Annotated in this window: 12 protein-coding genes; 6 read left to right on the top strand and 6 right to left on the bottom strand. The window is 64.9% G+C overall.

Annotated elements, in window-relative coordinates:
• Positions 1-7 precede the first annotated feature (7 nt).
• Together E7681_RS07240 and E7681_RS07245 are read right to left on the bottom strand one after the other, a co-directional pair.
• Positions 8-931, bottom strand: coding sequence for a glycosyltransferase family 2 protein (locus tag E7681_RS07240; RefSeq protein WP_136338609.1), 924 nt, complete (start codon positions 929-931; stop codon positions 8-10).
• Between the two features lie 9 nt (positions 932-940).
• A complete protein-coding gene (locus E7681_RS07245; protein WP_136338610.1) occupies positions 941-2,179 on the bottom strand; it encodes an oligosaccharide flippase family protein in 1,239 nt (412 codons plus the stop codon).
• 211 nt (positions 2,180-2,390) lie between these two features.
• On the opposite strand from E7681_RS07245, the gene E7681_RS07250 reads away from it, so the two are divergent.
• Complete coding sequence (locus tag E7681_RS07250; protein ID WP_136338611.1) at positions 2,391-3,632, top strand: polysaccharide biosynthesis/export family protein; 1,242 nt, start codon at positions 2,391-2,393, stop codon at positions 3,630-3,632.
• A gap of 7 nt (positions 3,633-3,639) precedes the next feature.
• On the opposite strand, the gene E7681_RS07255 is transcribed toward E7681_RS07250, so the two are convergent.
• From E7681_RS07255 to E7681_RS07265, 3 genes are all read right to left on the bottom strand, one after another.
• Positions 3,640-6,105 (bottom strand): hybrid sensor histidine kinase/response regulator, encoded by a 2,466-nt coding sequence (locus tag E7681_RS07255; protein ID WP_136338612.1) that lies wholly within the window; start codon positions 6,103-6,105, stop codon positions 3,640-3,642.
• Between the two features lie 7 nt (positions 6,106-6,112).
• Entirely contained in the window at positions 6,113-6,634 is a 522-nt protein-coding gene (locus E7681_RS07260) for a putative pterin-binding protein (RefSeq protein WP_246032423.1), read from the bottom strand.
• Between the two features lie 124 nt (positions 6,635-6,758).
• A complete protein-coding gene (locus E7681_RS07265) occupies positions 6,759-8,174 on the bottom strand; it encodes a WecB/TagA/CpsF family glycosyltransferase (protein ID WP_136338613.1) in 1,416 nt (471 codons plus the stop codon).
• Positions 8,175-8,441: 267 nt separating this feature from the next.
• Between E7681_RS07265 and E7681_RS07270 the strand changes: the two genes are divergently transcribed.
• The 5 genes from E7681_RS07270 to E7681_RS19265 all read left to right on the top strand — a co-directional run bounded on the left by E7681_RS07270 (position 8,442) and on the right by E7681_RS19265 (position 18,558).
• Positions 8,442-9,056, top strand: a complete 615-nt coding sequence (locus tag E7681_RS07270; RefSeq protein WP_136338614.1) for a response regulator transcription factor — start codon at positions 8,442-8,444, stop codon at positions 9,054-9,056.
• A 123-nt stretch (positions 9,057-9,179) separates the two neighbouring features.
• Positions 9,180-10,652: a GumC family protein gene (locus tag E7681_RS07275; protein ID WP_246032424.1), complete on the top strand. Its 1,473-nt coding sequence runs from the start codon at positions 9,180-9,182 to the stop codon at positions 10,650-10,652.
• A complete protein-coding gene (locus tag E7681_RS07280) occupies positions 10,649-11,959 on the top strand; it encodes an O-antigen ligase domain-containing protein (protein ID WP_136338615.1) in 1,311 nt (436 codons plus the stop codon). The genes E7681_RS07275 and E7681_RS07280 overlap by 4 nt, the downstream gene beginning before the upstream one ends.
• A gap of 618 nt (positions 11,960-12,577) precedes the next feature.
• A complete protein-coding gene (locus tag E7681_RS07285; RefSeq protein ID WP_246032425.1) occupies positions 12,578-14,839 on the top strand; it encodes a Hint domain-containing protein in 2,262 nt (753 codons plus the stop codon).
• 329 nt (positions 14,840-15,168) lie between these two features.
• The gene (locus E7681_RS19265) at positions 15,169-18,558 is read left to right on the top strand and encodes a Hint domain-containing protein (protein ID WP_136338616.1); all 3,390 of its coding nucleotides are present in this window, start codon (positions 15,169-15,171) and stop codon (positions 18,556-18,558) included.
• 4 nt (positions 18,559-18,562) lie between these two features.
• On the opposite strand, the gene E7681_RS07295 is transcribed toward E7681_RS19265, so the two are convergent.
• Positions 18,563-19,141 (bottom strand): nucleotidyltransferase family protein, encoded by a 579-nt coding sequence (locus E7681_RS07295; RefSeq protein ID WP_136338931.1) that lies wholly within the window; start codon positions 19,139-19,141, stop codon positions 18,563-18,565.
• Positions 19,142-19,168: the final 27 nt, after the last annotated feature.

Consider the following 19,168-nt stretch of genomic DNA (forward strand, 5'->3'; position numbering starts at 1 on the left):
TCGGGTCTCAGTGGCTGAAAAGGGCGCGGCGGACAGAGCGCGGCAGGAACGGGGCGGCCATCGACGCCAGCGCCGTCACCAGCCCCCGTCGTGCAGGGGAACAGAACCCGCGCGGGCTGATCCACAGGCCGCGCAGCGACAGGCGCAGCGCCTCGGCCCGGCCTAGATCCAGCCGCAGGGCGCGACGCGCCAGGTAGCGAAGGTAGATCGCCTCGGTCATGGGCGAAGCGGCATAGCCATAGCGGCGGGCGGTTTTCAGAACCCGCGCCCGGCTGGATCGCATGGCCGGCAGGTCCGAGGACAGCCCGCCATGGGACGTGCGATACCAGACCTGCACGCTGTCCATGGCCCGCAGCTCGACGCCCGCGCCGACGGCGCGGATCAGCCAGTCCAGATCTTCGTTATGCACGAAGCTGGGATCGAAGCCGCCGGAGATCAGGAAGACCTCGCGCCGAACGGACAGGTTGGACAGAGTGCAGACCGGGTTTTCGCCCATCAATTGGGGAATGCTCAGCGGGCCGTCGGGCAAGTTCGACAGAGTGCGTGCATCGGTGGTGTTTCGCGAAAAGAACGCAACTTTGCCAAAGGCCCCGTCGCAGCCCAGGGGCGCCATGGTCAGGGCGACCTCGGCCAGTTTGGTGTGCACCCACAGGTCATCGGCATCACAAAAGGCCAGGATCTCGCCCCGTGCCCTGTGGAAGGCCGCGAAATTGCGCGCATCGCTGGGGCCGTTGCCGGGGTGCCCCATCAGCCGGATCCGCGCATCGCGCGAGGCCCACTGGGCAACCATTTCGCGCGTCGCATCGGTCGAGCCGTCATCGACGACCAGCGCCTCCCAGTCCGGGCAGGTTTGCGCGATCAGGCTGCTGAGGGTGTCGCCGATCGTGTCGGCGGCGTTGAAGGCGGGGATGATGATCGAAAAACGGGGCATGGGAAGCTCTCAGGCGGTGACCATAGGGCGGGAGAAGGCAAAGATCAGGGCGGGCAGCGAGGCGATCGTCAGGACCACCGAGGTCAGGACCACATAGCCGATGGCAATCGGCATCAGCCCGTGCGGCGCCATCACGACGGTGTTCAGAACCAACAGAACGGTCAGCAGGGTGGTGACGGTGAACTCGGTCTGCGGGCGATCGTTCGAGCGCAGCCAACCTGCGGCCGAGGTCCACAGCAGCGTGGGAATGGCGGCTAGGCACAGAACCGAGACGATCCCGGCGTGATCCGCCCAATCCGCCCCCAGCAGCAGCGGCACATAGATCGGGGCCAATGCGGCCTGGGCCAGAACGACGGGCGTGATCAGCCCCATGCTCAGCAGTACGCCTTGGCGAAGGGCACCAGCGCGGTCGGTGGCGTTGCACAGATGCGGGAACAGCACGTTGGCAAACGCGACCGAGAACGAGCTGGCGATGCTCAGGCCTGCGTTGAACGCCATGAAGTAGACGCCCAGGGCTTCGGTGCCCAGAAGCAGGCCCACGACCAGCTTGTCGGCCTGCATCCGCAGTGCCTTGACGATTTCGACCCCGAGGACCGCCCAACCATAGGAGAGAAAGGGACCAAGCTCGGCCGGACGGACCTCGGGGTTACGCCGCCAAGGCTGGAGGCGGCGCATGGCAATTAGCCAGTAGGGGGCGGTCAGCAGACGCGGCAGGATCAGCGCAAGCGCCGAGGGCCAGGCCAGCGTCAGGACGACCGCCAGAATATTCGACAGCACGATCTGGCTGCCAGCGATGGCGGCGGTGCGGCTGAGTTTGCCCGCCCGCATCGCCAGACCGGCCTGAACCAGCCCACCGGGCATGAACAGGTATTCCCCGGCCAGGAGCAGGATCAGCAGCGGCACCAGTGGTTCAGCGGTGGCCATCCAGACGGCCCCGGCCACCAGCGATTGCAGGCCAAACAGGCCCAGACACCAGACCCAGAAAATGCGATGTGCTGCGGCGCAGGTTGCCTCCAGCCGGTCGGCGGGGGCGGCGATGATACGCTGGATCACACCGTTTTCGGTAAACGCTTTCAGGATGTCAGCCGCGGCCAGCGCGGTGGCGGCCAGCCCGATCTGCCCCACATCCAGACTATGTGCCACGGCCACGACCACGAACAGCCGAGATCCCTTGGCGGCGATTTCAGAGGCTCCATAAGCCGCCAATGAGCGGGCCAGATGGCCAAGGGGGGAAAACTGCGTGTTCATGATCGTAACCGTGCTTGGGGTGTTTCCAACCTATCCGCGTGCCCTCTGGATTGCTTCTGCGCGGAGGGCTTGATGGGGCGGGTGTTCGGGTGATGTCCTATCCAACCGGACACATTCCATAACCGCTTGCCGGTTGGGGCGTGACGCCTGTTGCCTTGTCAGGGCCCCCCGCACTAAACTACAGAAAAGCCACGAGCAGACCGGAGCCTTCATGCCCAAATCCCGCATACCGACGACTCTGGCCGGGTTTGGGCTTGCCCTTCTTGGGGCCTGTGGTGCGGTCGTTCCCCCCGGAAATATCGAGCCCGTGGCCCAGGGTGGTGCCTATCAGGCGCAGTACCGCGAACCACCTGCGCGGGTGCCTGACGCGCCGCTCTTGGTCTCGGCCCGGATGAATGCGGAACGCTGCATGACACCGCTTGGCGGGCATCTGGGCGACGGGCCAGGCAGCCGTCTGGCCAAGGGCGCGCATCTGGCGACTCGCTCTCTGATGGGCGAATGGCTCAGCCGGGGCGATCTGGTCGATATCCGCGTGGATTCCGACGAAACGCTCAGCGGCCCTTACGTTGTCTCGCGTGATGGCACGCTGAAGTTGCCGTTCCTGAAACCGATCCCGGCGCAAGGCCGCAGTCCCGCGCAGGTCGAGGCGGATCTGGGCCGCGCCCTGATCGAAGAAGGCTTCTACGACGCCCTGCCGCGCCTGTCTGTGCGGATGACCGACTTCGCCTCGGTCTCTGTTGGGGTGAAAGGCGCGGTGTTCGAACCCCACGCGGTCGAGATCGGCGGCACCTCGGGTGACAGGGTGGATTCGGCGCGGCAAGCGGCGCTTGGCTCCTCGACTGAGGGGCGCAATCTGTCCGTTGCGATCCGGGCCGTGGGCGGTGTGCGTCCCGATGCCGACCTGTCGGCGGTCAAGTTGACCCGCGCGGGGCGGACCCATGTTCTGGACCTGCGCGATCTGTTCGACGGCCAGACCGGCGAGGACATCATGCTGCTGACTGGCGATCAGATCGAAGTGCCCAGCCGCGGCTGTTTCCAGGACGAGTTGATGAAACCCGGCCCGCTGTCGCCGCCGGGGATCAGCCTGTACCTGTCGAACCTGACGCAGCCGGCCTCGAACAACGCGTCCTCGGCCATCGGTCGAGAGGTCCGCGAAGTGCCCTATGGCACCCGCTACATCCAGGCCGTCGTCGATGCCAACTGTGTCGGTGGTGCGCGGGCGACCAGCGCCAACCGCTCGGCCATTCTGGTGTCGCGCAACCCGATCAGCCAGGTCTCGACCGTGATCGAACGGGACATCGAGCCGCTGCTGCGCCGTGCGGACCGGGACGATTACGATCCCTACCTGCTGCCGGGCGATGCCGTGGCCTGCTACGACAGCAATGTCACCAACGTGGCCGAGGCCGCGCGGGTGCTGGGCATCGTGGGTGCTGTGTTCCTGCTTAACAACTAAGGGCCGATCAGGCGTCCGACCAGATCTGGCGCACCTCTGCGATGTGGCGTTCCAGTACGGCGCGCTCTGCCCGCTGTTCGGCGGCCTGTTCCAGACGGATCAAACCGTTGCGCAGGTCCAGATTGCCAAAGGCCGCCGCACTGCCCGCCACCATGTGGCTGCGCGCGGCGATCTCGGCATGATCCTCGGGCAGGGTTTCAAGCCAGTCCAGCAACTCATCGGTTTCGCGCTCGAACCTGTCTTGCAGCTCGGACAGCACGCCGGGTTGGGGCGAGTTGCTGGCAGGGTTTGCGGGAGCATCCTCGCTCAGCGGGTCCAGCACGTTGAGCAGATCCTGCTGCTGGTAGGGTTTGCCGACAAAGCCCGTCATGCCAGCCTGCGTGATGCGTTCCCGCATTTCAGGTAAGACGTTCGCCGACAGGGCGATGATTGGCACGTCATGGCTGGCGCCACCCCCGGCGCGTATCCGCCGCGCGGCTTCCAGCCCGTCCATCACCGGCATGCTGATATCCATGAAGATCGCGTCGAACCGGGTTGCCGCGGCCGCATCGACGCCTTCCTGACCGTTATGTGCCACGCTGACGGTATGTCCCAACAGCGCCAGATGCTCTTGCAGGATTTGCAGGTTGATCTCGTTATCCTCGACCGCCAGTACTTGCAAAGACCGCGAGCCCGACCGCACCGAATCGTATGCCACGCGGGTTTCGGGTTCCGCTGTTTGGGCGAAATCCAGGCGGACCCAGAACACGCTGCCTTCGCCCGGCTCGCTTTCGACGCCGAGCTCGCCGCCCATGCCATGCACAAGGCGCTGCACGATTCCCAGACCCAGTCCCGTGCCCCCGGCACTGCGCTGGTACGAGGCATCAACGGTTTGGAAGTCGTTGAAAATCCGCGCCTGATCCGCCTCCGCGATGCCGATCCCGGTGTCGATGACCCGGAACTCGATCCGCGCCGTCTGCGGGGCGGGGGCGTCCAGACACTCGGCCTCCAGCGTGATCTGGCCGCCATGGGTGAACTTGATCGCGTTGCCCACAAGGTTCAGCAATACCTGCTGCACCTGCGCCGCGTCGGCCATCACCCAGCCCGGAGGTTCGCCTTCCCAACGGCTGCTTAGGGTGTTGCGGTTGGCCGCGGCATACCCGCTTTGCGAGGCGACGATGTCCTGCAACATCGCGCCCAGATCGGTCGGCGCCCGCCGGACCGAGTGTTTGCCGGCCTCGTAGCGGGCGATGTCCAGCACCGCGTCCACATGCGCCATCAGCTGCCGCGCCGAGATTTGCATGTTCTGCGCAAACCGGGTCTGCCGGTCGTTCAGCTTGGTGCCCTCCAACAGGGACAGGTTGCCCAGCACACCATTCAGCGGCGTACGGATTTCATGGGTCATCACCGCAAGAAAATCAGCCTTGGCCTTTTCACCGGCCAGCGCATGGTCGCGCGCCTCGACCAGCTCCTGCTCGGCGGCTTTCACGCTGGTGATGTCGCGCAGGAACCCGATGACGATACGGTCTTTGCCGCTGCCCGCGCTTTCCAGCGCCAGTTCGCAGGGGAACACCTCTTCGTTGGCGCGCATCGCGCGCAGTTCGATCCGCCCGTGGCCGACGACGCGGGTTTCGCCGGTCAGGTTCATGCGGGCGATGCCTTCGCGGTGGCGGTTGCGCAAATCCGGCGGGATCAGGAAATCGGCCAGCGGCAGTCCCAGAACCTGATCCAGACTGTAGCCGAATATCTTTTCCGCGGCTTTGTTGAAATCCAGCACCCGGCCCTGATAATCCGACACGATCACCGCATCCAGCGAGGCGTTCACCACCGTGTTCAACCGCGTATACGCCGCCTCCAGCTCGCGCTTGGAGCGTTCGGTCTGCTGGCCCATCCAGTGCGAATAATATGCCAGCAGCCCCAGCGCCGCGATCAGCGAGGTGGTGACAAAGGCCAGCCGCATCAGCGACACCGAGATCGACTCGCGCTGATTGTCAGAAAGTTTGGCAAAATAGTACAATCCCGAGGTCGACAGGTGGCGCACATCATTCGAAAGCGCCTCGGCGTCGGTCTCCAGTTGCAGCATTTCCGCCTCTGTGGCGCTGTCCAACCGGTCGATCAGATCGACGTTACCGTCCAGAAACACGCGGATATTCGCCAAGGCCTGGTTGAACTCGGCCGTATTGCGCAAGTCCTTGTATAGGGAACCTGTCTCAAGCGTCGTGATCCGGCTGTAGAAGATGTCGAACCCGCGCTGAATCTGGTCGCGCGACACCGAGCGGGCCGCCAGCGCGTGGTCCAACGACCGTTCAAAGGACAGGTATTCCACCTCGGCCTGCGACAGGGTCCATTGCACGTTGTCCGAGTTCGCGGATTCCAACAGGTCCAGATCGCGCGATACCGCCTGGGTCAGCGACACGATCGCCATAATGCACAACAGTGCCGCCGTCAGCAGCACCGTGTATCCCTGTCGTCGTAAGGTCCAGCCTTTCCGCATGACGCGCTCAGTCGTGCACGACGATCCGGTCCAATTGCCAGATACTGCGCGAGTAAATCACCTCGGTCCGGAAATCCGACGAGGAATCATAGGGATAGACGATCCAGAGCGGCCCCTTGTTGCGCACCGACATCTCTTCGCCGTTCTGCAGGTAGGCGATGATCGGCCCGCCCGGGGCAGCATCCGTCACGGGGATTTCAACGGCGTAATCGTTGATCGCGGTCGCGCGCAGATGGCTGCCCTGGGCATCGATCGCCTTCAGGAACGTGTCCAGCGAGACGCCGACGAACGTCTTCTCACCCGTGGTCCAGATCGTCGTGGTCCGGATCTGGGTCGCGGGCAGGTCTTGCAGCATCTCCAGATCAAAGCGCGCCGCACCCTCTGCGTTTGTCTCGCCAATCTTGCCCGTCACCGTTAAGATGACATTACCACTCGGCTGCGCCATCTCGGCCAGCAGGGGGGCGCTTGTCAGCCCCAGCACAGTGGCCACGATCATCATCGCACGCATCCCGGCACGCAGTAGAGACATCGGCGGAAACTCCCTTTGATAGAAACCAACGCTGGTGGTTATCGCACACGGCGGTCAAACTGTGAGGCAGTCAATAGGATATAAATATACCCAAACGGATATATTAGTACGCCAAAAGGATGGGTCAGTAGGCACCCCGGCCGCTGACCACGACGCGGAAGGTCAGCGTCAGCAGCAGCAGGTAAGGCAGAACCGAGCGCGAGCGGGCAAAGGCGATGTCCATGTCCACCATCTTGTCAAAGCAGATGTCGGCGCGGCCGGACACTTGCCACAGGCCGGTCAGGCCCGGACGGACGCTCAGCCGTTCCAGGGCCGCGCTTGGGTAGGCGGCCACTTCCTCGGGCAGGGCGGGGCGAGGGCCGACCAGCGACATTTGCCCCATCAGGACGTTGATGATCTGCGGCAGTTCGTCCAGCGAGCTGCGCCGCAACAGGCGACCCACGCGCGTGATTCGGGGATCATTGCGCGACTTGAAGCAGATGCCGCCCCGGTCCGAGCTTGCCAGCAGCGCCGCCCGCCGTTCCGCCGCATCAATGTACATCGAGCGGAATTTCATCATCCGGAAACCGCGGCCATCCTTGCCCACGCGAATCTGCGAGAAGAACACGGGCCCGCGGCTGTCCAGCTTGATCGCCAGCGCCACCAGCAGGAACAGCGGGGTCAGCAGGGTCAGCCCGGCCAGGCTAAAGGTGAAATCCATGGCCCGCCGGATCGGCGTGACCTCGGGGGTGCGGCTGGCCATCGCAGCCCCGGCCGCGCGCGCCATGAAGGTCGCGTTGCCGACCAGATAGCGGTGTGCCATGCGGCGCGGCTCCATCGCCAGGCGCCACAGCCATTCGCACCGCGCCTTGCGCACCAAAACCGGAGCGCGTTTGACATTGCCCGCCAGGAAATCCAGCAGCGCACCGACGGCCAGTTGCAGACGCGGGGCCAGGCGGTGGCGGTTGCGGGTCAGCCACAGCTCTTGCAGGGGCACGCCCAGGGCAACCAGCAGGATATCCGCGCCCGAGTCGTTGATCCGTGCAACGGCGACGGTTTCGTCGGCGGCGTCCTCATATCCATTCATCGTTCCCGCGATCCGCAGGCCGGGGATGGACAGGCACAGCTTGTCCGCGGCGGCCTCGGCGGTGCCGGGTTTGCCCCCCATCAGGAACACCGACAGCCCGCGCCGGGCCGCTTCGCGCAGCAGGGTCGGGGTGAAATCGGTGCCGTTCAGGTTCTCGGTCAGTTTGTGGCCAGACAGGCGGGCGGCCAGATCGATGCCCAGCCCGTCGGGCAGGATCACATCGGCACGGGACACCGCATTCGCATAGTCCTCATTCTTCGCCCGGATGTTGGCGCAATGTGCGTTCATAAAGAACACCTGCTGCGTTTGCGTCGCATCCAGCAGGTGGCCCACCGTGGTTTCGGTTCCTGCGTCCACGATCTGCATACCCATCACCGGCAGCGTCGGCAGCGGGGTGCGTTTCGTTGCAACGGTTGCGAAACGGTCGGTTTCAGTGGCTTCAGGCCGAAAGGCACGGACGGGGTAGTTCAGCATGACAAGCACCAGATACTTGAGGGTGAGTGGATTAACCGTAGAAACACCGCTCAGGCCCTTTTGGTCCACCGCGAGGCCGGACAGGATCGGCGTACGGGGGGATGCTGTCCCGTTCGTCAGGTGGGGTCAGTGGCATCATTTCGATACCGCATCAATCCGTACGGATATATAATTGGCCCGAATGGGGCGGGCGTCAGTTTTCGTATCTCCTTGAGTTTTCAGACCACTGACGCTTTAATCCATCATAGATAGAGAGGGCAGACCAAATTGCGCATCCTGATTGCCGACGACCACGAGTTGCTGCGTGACACGCTTGTTGCGTTCCTGCATGCCGAAGGCGGGCTGGAGACCGAGACGGCTGCCACCTTTGACGAGGCTTGCGCCCGCATCCGCACGTCCGACCGGTTCGATCTGGTCCTGCTGGATTACAAGATGCCGGGCATGAACGGTCTGGACAGTTTGCGCCAGGCGTTGACCCTGAACGGCGGGCAGCGTGTTGCCCTGATCTCGGGCGAGGCGACGCGCAAGATCGCCGAACAAGCGCTGGAGGTCGGCGCGGCCGGCTTCGTGCCCAAGACGCTGCCGGCGAAATCTCTGGTCAACGCGATCAAGTTCATGGCGATGGGCGAACAATACGCCCCCATCGCCTTCATGACCGCGGACGAGGCAGGCCCCACCGGCCCCTTGGCCGAAAAGCTGACCACCCGTGAAATGCAGGTGCTGCAAGGGCTGACCGAGGGCAAATCCAACAAGGAAATCGCCCGCGATCTGGACCTGACCGAGCCGACGATCAAGCTGCATATGAAAACCCTGTATCGCAAGCTGGACGTGGCCAACCGCACCCAGGCGGCCATCGTCGCCCGCGACGCCGGGCTGTTCTGACCGGGCGATGGCGGTGCACACCCGTTCGGATAGGCCCGCATCCGTTTCCACCTTTCCCTGATACCCCGGCGCAGCATCGGCTGTTCAACTTTTGCGCTACTCCTTCGGAAAAGGAGAGTGCTCATGGTATCCCAGTCCCGCCCGGTTACGGTCCCCTCGACCCCTTGGTACGCGCTGTGGCGCTCGCCCTTGGGCAAGTTGTCCCTGCGCCGCCTTCTGCGGGGCGGGAGGCTGAACGATGCCGGGCGCCTGCCGCGCTACGCGGGCATCCTGATGCTGGGCGCTTCGGCGATCTGGGCACCGATCCTGGGCTACCTGGGCTCGGCCCCCGTGCGCTATGCCTCGGACATGTCGCTGATCCTGCCGGGGGCAGGGGTGTCGGCCTCGGTGAACCTCAGCGAGATCGGGCAGGCGTCGTCCTACGCGACCTCGGCGTTTTCCAGCAATTCGATCAGCCCGACCGAGACCTACAAGCGCCTGATCGCCGCCGACCGCATCCTGTCCGCCGCCGCAGCGTCGATGAAGATGCAGACCCGCGATTTCGGCGCGCCGCGCATTACGCTGGTCGACCAGACCGGCCTGATCCACCTGCAGATGACCGGCAATTCGCCCCAGGATGCGCAGCAGCGCGGCCAAGCCGTCCTGCACGCCTTTTTCACCGAGCTTGACCGCCTGCGCGCCGACGAACAGCAAACCCGCGAGGGCGGCGGTTTGGGCGCGATCCGCGAATACCATGCCTCGGTTCAGGCGACGCGCGACGCGATTGCCAACCTGCAGCGCGAAAGTGGGCTGTACACCGCCGAGCAATACAAAGAGCAGGTCGCCGCCACCGACCGGCTGCGCGCCGACACCGACTCCCTTCAGGCCGAGCTGGACAAACGCACCGGCGCCGTCACCAAGCTGAGCGAGAAGCTGCGCCTCGGCCCGGATCAGGCGGCAGCGGCGCTGAAGCTGTTTGCCGATGCCGAATACCTGGCGCTGGTGCAGCAGATGTCCGACAGCGCGGCCGAACTTGCCGGCCTCAGCGCCCGTTTCGGCACCCGCCATCCCGAGGTCAGCCGCGCCACCGCCGCCTACCAGACCGAGCAGGCGAAATCCCTGGCGCGCGCCGTCACCCTGACTGAGCTGCCGATCGAGGTGCTGGAGCGTATCGACCTGGCCCCCGATGGCGCCCGCGCCGAATTGCTGGCCGAACTGGTGCGCCAAGAGACCGAGCGCGCCGGTCTGGCCGCGCAGGTCGCTGGCATGACCGCCCGCCTGAACCACGAGGATAGCCGCGTCAAACACCTGGCCCCGCTGGCCGCCCGGCTTGAGGATCTGCAACGCGATTTCGCCGTGGCCGAAGCGGTCTTTGCCTCGGCCATCGCGCGCCGCCAGTCGACCAAGTCGGACATCTACGCCTCGTACCCTCTGGTGCAGGTGCTGGAGGACCCGACCATGCCCGAGCGTCCCAGCTCTCCGAACCGCAAGCTGGCCTTGCTGGCGGGTATCGCGGCGACGTTTTTCCTGCTGATCAGTCTGGCGCTTGGCTGGGGTCGTGGGGCGATTATCGGATTGATCCTGGCCCCGCGTCCGACCCCCGAGGCGCCGAAATGACCCCGCAAAACCCGGCCGAGCGTATGGTTTGGCGTGCTATGACCTGGACCTGGCCGTTCTACGCGTTTGGCGCGCTCTATGTCGTGGGGCCGGTGCTGGGCTGGCTTCTGGCCGGGCTGGCCGGGCTGGCGCTGTACCTTGGCCCGGCGATTCGCCCCGATCTGCGCGCCACGGGGTCTATCCCCGGTATCGTCTGGCTGTGGATGCTGGGCATGGGCGCGATGCTGGTGGCGCTGTGGTTCGGGCACCTGAACTGGGATCTGGGCACGAAAGCCTCGATCAAGTCCTCCATCGGTTGGGCCAAGGGCTGGGCCTTGCTGCCGCTGTTCATCCTGGCCGGGGCCGTGCTGCCCATCCGTCGCGCGCTGATCGTGCGGGCGCATTGCGTTGTGGGGGCGTGGACGCTGGCGCTGGCCCCCCTGATGCTGGCCGCCCCCTATGTCGGCCTGCCCGAAAGCCTTTATACCTCGCCGCTGAAGGCCGTAGGCGGGCCGGGGCCTGAATATTTCCGCGTCTACCTGTTCACCTGGGATCCGGCCAGCTGGACCCCGCGTTGGCAATTCTACGCGCCGTGGTCGCCCTTTGCGGCGCTGCTGGGCGTGCTGGCCGTGCTTTTCGCGCTCGAGGAAAAGAACCGCCGTTGGATGCTGATTGGCGTGGGCGGGGGGCTGCTGATGATCCTCGCCTCGAAATCGCGGATGGGTCTGGTCGGGCTTATCGCCTGCACGCTAGGGCCACGGATGCTGTCGCTGATCGCCCGCGCCTGGGCGTGGCAGCTGGCGGCGGGGCTGACCGCCTCGATGGCGGTGTTCGGAACCTGGGTGCTGCAAAAGGCGCAGGACGGTGTGCATGCGTTCTCCAGCGCTCGGGCCGACAGCTCGCGCGTACGGGCCACGTTGCAGCGCATCGCCTGGGAACGCTGGCAGGGCGAGGCGGTCTGGTTCGGCCACGGCCGGGTCGAACCCGGCCCCCACCTGGTGGAATACATGCCCATCGGCAGCCACCACACCTGGTACGGCCTGCTATTCGTCAAGGGCCTGACCGGCGCGCTGGCGCTGGCGGTGCCGCTGCTGGCGCATCTGGGCGTGGTCCTGCACGACGCCGCGCGCAACCCGCGCGGATGGCTGCCGCTGGGCATCATGATGACGATCGTCCTGCTGTCGATGGGCGAGAATCTTGAGATCGAGGCCTACATGATCTGGCCCTCGCTGATCGTTCTGGGCCTGCACCTGCGCGAGATGGCCTCGGACCGCGAAACCGCCCCGCAGAGTGATTCGCTTGCCCAAGGGACCGCTCGCGCGATTTGACATCAGCGATCTGGTAATGTTCGGAATGGAACCTGATTGGTTCCATTTCCGAGACGACAGCCGTGCGCCCCGTGCCAATTCGGGCGAAAATGTGTCAGACGTTGGGCCGGGTGCTCGGCGGCCGGATTGTTTCACCAACGGCGACAAATTCCGACACCTTCGCGCAGATTTCACACAACTCACGCTGAATTTCCCAAGATTTTCGCAAAATCCTCTGCATTTTCGCACCAAGATCGCAGGGGATTATTTCCATTATTGTCGCCACCTGTCCGCGCGATTGGCAAAATCTGGCACAAGTTTGGCATTTGTGTGGAAATCCTGTCTTTTTCGGGGCCGAACCTGTGAGATACTTTTCACACAAGCCCGACTGGGGGGCGATTTTGGCCGGGGGCGGCCAATCACACCGTTGCGCATCGGATGATGCGAAGCTGCCGAATTGCTTTCGAACTGGGGGAAACCGGTCCAAAGCATCAGGATGATCGGGGCGGAACGCAGGTTCCTGCGCCTTCCCCCGTTTGCTTCGTTTTCGCTGGATGACTGCGGTCTGCACGGATCGGGCAGCGCGCTCGTCCGCTTGGCCAAGGGGCCGGGTCGCGCTGTGGGCGAAAGGGGTTTGAAATGGCTGATTTGTTTCTGGATTGGGCCGCGATCGGGGCACCGGGATCGACTGTTCCCGGCACGACCAGCGTGGACACCGGCGGCGTCAACGTGACGGTCGGCTTTGAAACCGTGCAGCCGGGCGCCGAGGGGTACATCATGGACACCTCGACCTATGTCGGCCCCGAGGAACCCTTTGACAGCTCCGTTCTGAAACTGCTGGGCGACGGCGGCGAGGGCGACACCTCGGTCGTCACCCTGTCCTTCGATTCCGCGAACGAGGAGTTCGGCGACGACGTGCAGAACGTCAGCTTCCGCATTCAGGACATCGACACCGGCACGGATCCGTTTACGATGCCCGGCAGCTCGATGGCCGATGTCGTCACTATCCGCGCCTATGATGCCGAAGGGAACCTAATCCCCGTCACCCTGACCCCGGGGGGCGGAATTTCCGTCAGCGGCGGCACCGCGTCCGGCATCGGCGGCAATGTGGCGCCGACGGACGTCAACGGCTCGCTTCTGGTCAATATCGCGGGCCCCGTGTCGCGGATCGAGATCGAGTATGCCAATAACGGCGACGGCGGGCAGATGGCCTATGTCACCGACGTGCATTTCCAGACCACCGACGCCTGCGATGACCCGGACGATCCGGGCACCCGCGATGGCATCGTCATGGGCACGGGCGGGGACGACCTGATCGACACCTCGTATGACGGTGACCCGGATGGCGATTTCGTCGACAATGGCGACAACATCTTTCCGGGCAACGATCCCGACGACGACATCATCTACGGCTACGAAGGTGATGACACGATCGAGGGCGGCAACGGCGAGGACACGATCCATGGCGGCGCAGGCTCGGACTCGATCCTGGGCGGCGAAAACCGCGATGTGATCTGGGGCGACGACACCGTCCTGAACCTGGATGACCGCCCCGACCTGGGCTATCCGGGCCTTTATGCGGGCGACACCGATCCCGACAACAACCGCGATTACATCGACGGCGGCGACGGCGCGGACGAGATTCACGGCGGTGACGATGCCGACACCATCTTTGGCGGGCTGGGCAGCGATTTCATCGACGGCGGCATCGACGCGGACGAGATCGACGGCGGCTCGGGCAATGACACCATCATCGGCGGCGAGGGGTCGGACACGATCGACGGCGGCTCGGGCGACGACCTGATCTATGGCGGGCTCGATCCGATCTATCCCGACGTGCTGAACCTGCCCGATGACGAGGATCTGGTCCCCGATAACGGCCGCGACCTGATCCACGGCGGCTCGGGCAACGACACTATTTACGGCGCTGATGACGACGACACGATCTATGGCGACGCCGGCAACGATTTCCTGGACGGTCAGATCGACGACGACCTGGTTGTCGGCGGCAACGGTGACGACACGATCTATGGCGGCGACGGCAACGACACGCTGGTCGGTGGCTCGGGCATCGACAACATGACCGGCGGCGCGGATCGCGACACCATCATCGGGATCGAGGCGGGTGAACACGCCAGCGGCGACGAGGATGGCGACGACTGGGATACGCTGATCCTGACCGGCGGCCGCAGCCGCGTCGGCACCACCACCGTTGACAGCGATGGCAACGGCTTTGACGGCACAATCGAATTCCTGGACGACCAGGGCAACGTGATCGGGACCGCGACCTTCGAGAATATCGAAGAGATCGTGCCCTGCTTCACCCCCGGTACGCTGATCGCGACGCCGCAGGGCGCCCGTCCGGTGGAGACCTTGAAAGAAGGAGACAAGGTCATCACGCGGGACAATGGTCTCCAGGAAATCCGCTGGATCGGGGCGAAACAGCTGTCCGGTCTGGATCTGACCCGCGCCCAGTACCTGAAACCCGTTCTGATCCGGGCCGGGGCGCTGGGGAACGACCTGCCCGAGCGGGACATGATGGTCTCCCCGAACCACCGTGTTCTGGTCGCCGGAGATAAGACTGCCCTCTACTTTGACGAACGCGAGGTGCTGGCTGCCGCCAAGCATCTGGTCGGCATGGACGGCATCCAAAGCGTCGACGTGCTGGGCACCACCTACATCCACTTCATGTGCGACCGCCACGAAGTGGTTCTGTCCGACGGCGCTTGGACCGAAAGCTTCCAGCCCGGCGACTACACCCTCGGCGGCATCGGAGAGGATCAGCGCCGCGAAATCCTGACGCTGTTCCCCGAACTGGCCACGCCGCGTGGCTTGCACGATTACCAGGCCGCCCGCCGCTCTCTGAAGGGGTACGAGGCGCGCCTGCTGGTCAACGGCTAGTTGACCTGAGAGTTTTGCAGCGACCTGTCCGGCTGTCCGGGCAGGCCGGGAAAGGGGGCGGGGCTGTCCTCTTTTCCTGAACAGGGCCCGTCTCGCCAGACGCGGGACGGGCCAAACCTTGGAAGTGGAAACAATTCGCCTTATTTCCGCGTATTTCTGCGGAAATGTCCCATTCGTGCCCCATTCTTGCCGGGAAACCGGTGTTTAACGCCCGTAGGAATTCAATACCGGGCACGATGGGGCAACGCACTGCAGGTGGGGCAGAGTGTTTGAAGAACCAATTTTGAACCGTCTCTCCCTCGGGACGGTCCAGTTGCAGGAGTAGGTCGGTGAGTGTGACCTTTGTTTCTTATGGTATCGACATTGTCAGCGATCCGTCGCTGGGCACTTTGTCAGGTGCAGGCAACGATGGGGCCGGTCAGATCACGCTGGACGGTGGCACCCAGATCTTCGGCGACACTCAGATCGTGGAATTTGTGGTTGAGAACGTGGCCGCCAATGGCGAATTGTCGGGCACCTCGCAGATTATCGGCCTGCGCGTCTATGACAGCCTGGCCGATTACCAGGCTGGCACCACGCTTTACACCTACGAGCCGATGAACCCCGGCCAATACGCCAATATCCAGGACGATCTGTCGGGCATCGGCGACACCTACCTGCGGTTCAACGCCAACGTGCTGGTCTCCTCGGACGCGGGCGCGCCTGCGCTGACCTCGCTCTTCGTGGCGCCGGGGACGGATGCCACCGACAATATCGGCAGCCTGACGCTCGACCGGGATACCGACGTGGATTACTCGGGCGACGGCTCGATCCAGGCGGGCACGATTGAAGAGGGCAACACCTATTTCAACATCGCCTTCCCCGAGGCCGCCTATGGCCCGATCCCCGACGATGTCGTCACCGGCACCGCCGGCGGCGAGGTGATGGGCCTTGGCTACACCGACCCCTCGGATGGCGACATGATCACCACCGGCGACGACCAGATCGACGGTTATCTGGGCGACGACACCATTGACGGTGACACTGGCAATGACGGCGTATTTGCAGGCGGCGGCGACGATCTGGCCACCGGCGGCGCGGGCGACGACTGGGTGCTGGGCGAGGGCGGTAACGACACGCTGACCATCGCCGACAACTGGGGCCACGACATCATCATCGGCGGCGACACCGAGGAAACCACCGGCGACACCCTTGACGCCAGCGCCGTGACTGCGGGCCTGACCGTGGATCTGTCCGGCGCGGATGCCGAGGCGGGCACCATCACCGACGGCACCAACACCGTCGATTTCAGCCAGATCGAAACCATCGTTCTTGGCTCGGGCGACGATACCGTGATCCTGGGCGATGGCGGCGGCGCGCGGATGCTGTCCGGGTTCGCCGGACCCACGGCCAATGGCGACGGCACCTTTACCGGCATCGACGTGCTGGATGTTACGGGCTTGTCCAACGGCTCGGGCTTCGGCGTCACCTCGGCCGATGTCACGTTGACCGACGATGGCAACGGCAACGCGGTTCTGACCTTTCCGGGCGGCGAAAGCCTGATCCTGCTGGGTGTCGACCCCGCCAGCCTGAACTCCATCGCCGCGCTCGAGGCGATCGGCATTCCCGCTGGTGCCACGCCCCCCGTGACGCCCCCCGCAGGCCCCGATTACGTGGTCGAAGGCACCACCGGCGACGACTTCATCGACGAATGGTACACCGGCGACCCCGAGGGCGACCGGGTGGACAACTCCGACGCCGCTGACGGCTCGAACGACGACCACATCCAGGCCGGGGACGGCAACGACACCGTGCTTGGGGGCGAAGGCGACGACCTGATCGAGGGCGAGGGCGGCAATGACCACCTCGAAGGCGGCGCGGGCAACGACACCATGTATGGTGGCGACGGCGACGACATGTTCTGGGGCAACGATGGCGACGACGTCATCATCGGCGGCGCCGGTAACGACACGTTCGAGGGCAACTACGGCGCCGACTATATCGAGGGCGGCGACGGCGACGATTCCATCCTGGGCGACACCGGCGACGACACGCTGATCGGCGGCGCGGGCAACGACTGGATGCGCGGCTCGGTCGGCTACGACTCGATGCTGGGCGGCGAGGGCGACGACTACATCTGGTCCGGCTTTCAGGACGACACCATCGTTCTGGAGGACAACTTCGGCAACGACACGATCGAGATGGAAGACATCGACGAGACCTATGGCGACGTGCTGGACACCAGCCGCGTCACCTCGGATCTGGTGTTCGATCTGCGCGCCGACGTGCGCGGCGTCGGCTCGATCAGTGATGGTGTCTCGACCGCGACCTTCGAGGGCGTCGAGAACCTGATCCTCGGCGGCGGCACCAACACGATCCTGCTGGGCCTGACCTCGGGCAGCGACACGGTGCAGGGCTTTACCGGCCCTGACGATAACGGCGACGGCACCTTTACCGGCCATGACCAGATCGACCTGACCAACATGGTCGACGACACCGGCGCGCCGGTGAACACCTCGCACGTGACCGTGCTGGACGACGGCAACGGCAACGCCATCCTGCATTTCCCGGGTGGCGAGCAGCTGACCCTGATCGGCATCAGCCCGGCCTCGCTGTCCACCCCCGCAGCCCTGCACGCCATCGGCATCCCGCTGGCCCCCGGCAGCTCGGACGGCGTGGTGTCGGGCACCACCGGCGACGACCTGATCGACACCACCTATACCGGCGACCCGGACGGCGACGTCGTCGACGGCGCGGATGGCGACAATGACGTGATCGTGGCGGGCGACGGCGACGACACCATTTTCGCAGGCGCAGGCAACGACACCGTCCACGGCGGCGCGGGGGATGATGTGATCGACGGCGGCGCGGGCTCCGACAGCCTGACCGGCGGCGCGGGCAATGACAGCTTTGCCATGGGCGCGGGCGACATCGCACAGGGCGGTGACGGCGACGACAGCTTTACCGCATCGGGGCAGGGCGGTGGCGCCATGACCCTCGACGGCGGCGAAGCGGGCGAAACCGCTGGCGACACACTGACGATCCGCGGACAAGCCACCATCACCTACGATCCGCTGAACAGCGAAAACGGCCATGTCGAATGGCAGGACGGCACCACGCTCGACTTCACCAATATCGAGACGGTGCACTACGTCCCCTGTTTCACCCCGACCACGCTGATCAAGACCCTGCGCGGCGAAGTGCCCGCCGGACTGCTGCGTGTCGGCGACCGCGTCCTGACCCGCGACAACGGCTTCCAGTCGGTCTCGTGGACGGGGCATCGCGCCCTCAGCGTGGCGCAACTGGCGCAATCGACAAACCTGCGCCCGGTGCTGATCCGCAAGGGCGCCCTGGGCAATGACATGCCCGAGCGTGATCTGCTGGTGTCTCCGCAGCACCGGATGCTGGTCGTCTCGCGTCAGGCCCAGCTGTGGTTCGGCGAGGCCGAGCTTTTCGCCCCCGCCATCGCGCTGACCTGCCTGCCCGGCGTCGAGCAGATCCAGACCCCCGGCGTGACCTATGTCCACTTCATGGCCGACCGCCACCAGGTGGTCATGGGCGACAACGCCTGGAGCGAAAGCTTCCAGCCCGGCGACCAGACCCTCTCCGGCATGGACGCCGCCCAGCGGCAAGAGCTGTTCACCCTGTTCCCTGAATTGGCAAAGGGCCAGGCCAGCCTGACCTATCCGGCGGCCCGCAAAACCCTGACCACCCGCGAAACGCGCCTGTTGGCAGGCTAAGGGCTTAGCTGCGGCGCGCCCGCCACGCGGCCCAGGCCTCGGGCGTGTCCAGATCGGTCAGCGCGTGCTCTTCGGGCAGGGGCACCAACAGCACCCGCGCGCGATGCCGCACGATGACTGAGCGCGCGCCTTCGTCGCCACGCAACTCCTGCAACTCGCGCAACAAATCCTGCGGAAAGATCACCGGATGCCCCGGTACGCCCCCGGCACTGGCCCCACGAGTAATCGCGCCCGGCCGATGCGCCGCCCAAACCTTGGCCAGATCGGCCGCCTCAAGCTCAGGCATATCCGCCGGCAGGATCATCACCTCACCCGCATCCGCCAGCACCGCCACCCCACGCCGGATCGAGGCAGACATCCCCTCATCGGCATCCGGTACCCAAACCGGCTCGACCCCGCCCAAACAGGCCACACGCGGATGCCCCGGCCCCGGTAAACAGACCAACACACGCCCAGCCACCGCCTCAGCCCGCTCACGCATAAGCTGCAGCAAAGGCACACCGTCCACATCCTCCAGCAACTTGTCGCGCCCATCTCCCATCCGAGACGACCGCCCCGCCGCCAGGATCAGCACATTCCGCATCATCACTGCCTTCTTTCTGATCACAAA

The sequence above is a fragment of the Thalassobius vesicularis genome (assembly GCF_004799325.1).
GTDB classification, from domain to species: Bacteria; Pseudomonadota; Alphaproteobacteria; order Rhodobacterales; family Rhodobacteraceae; genus Thalassobius; species Thalassobius vesicularis.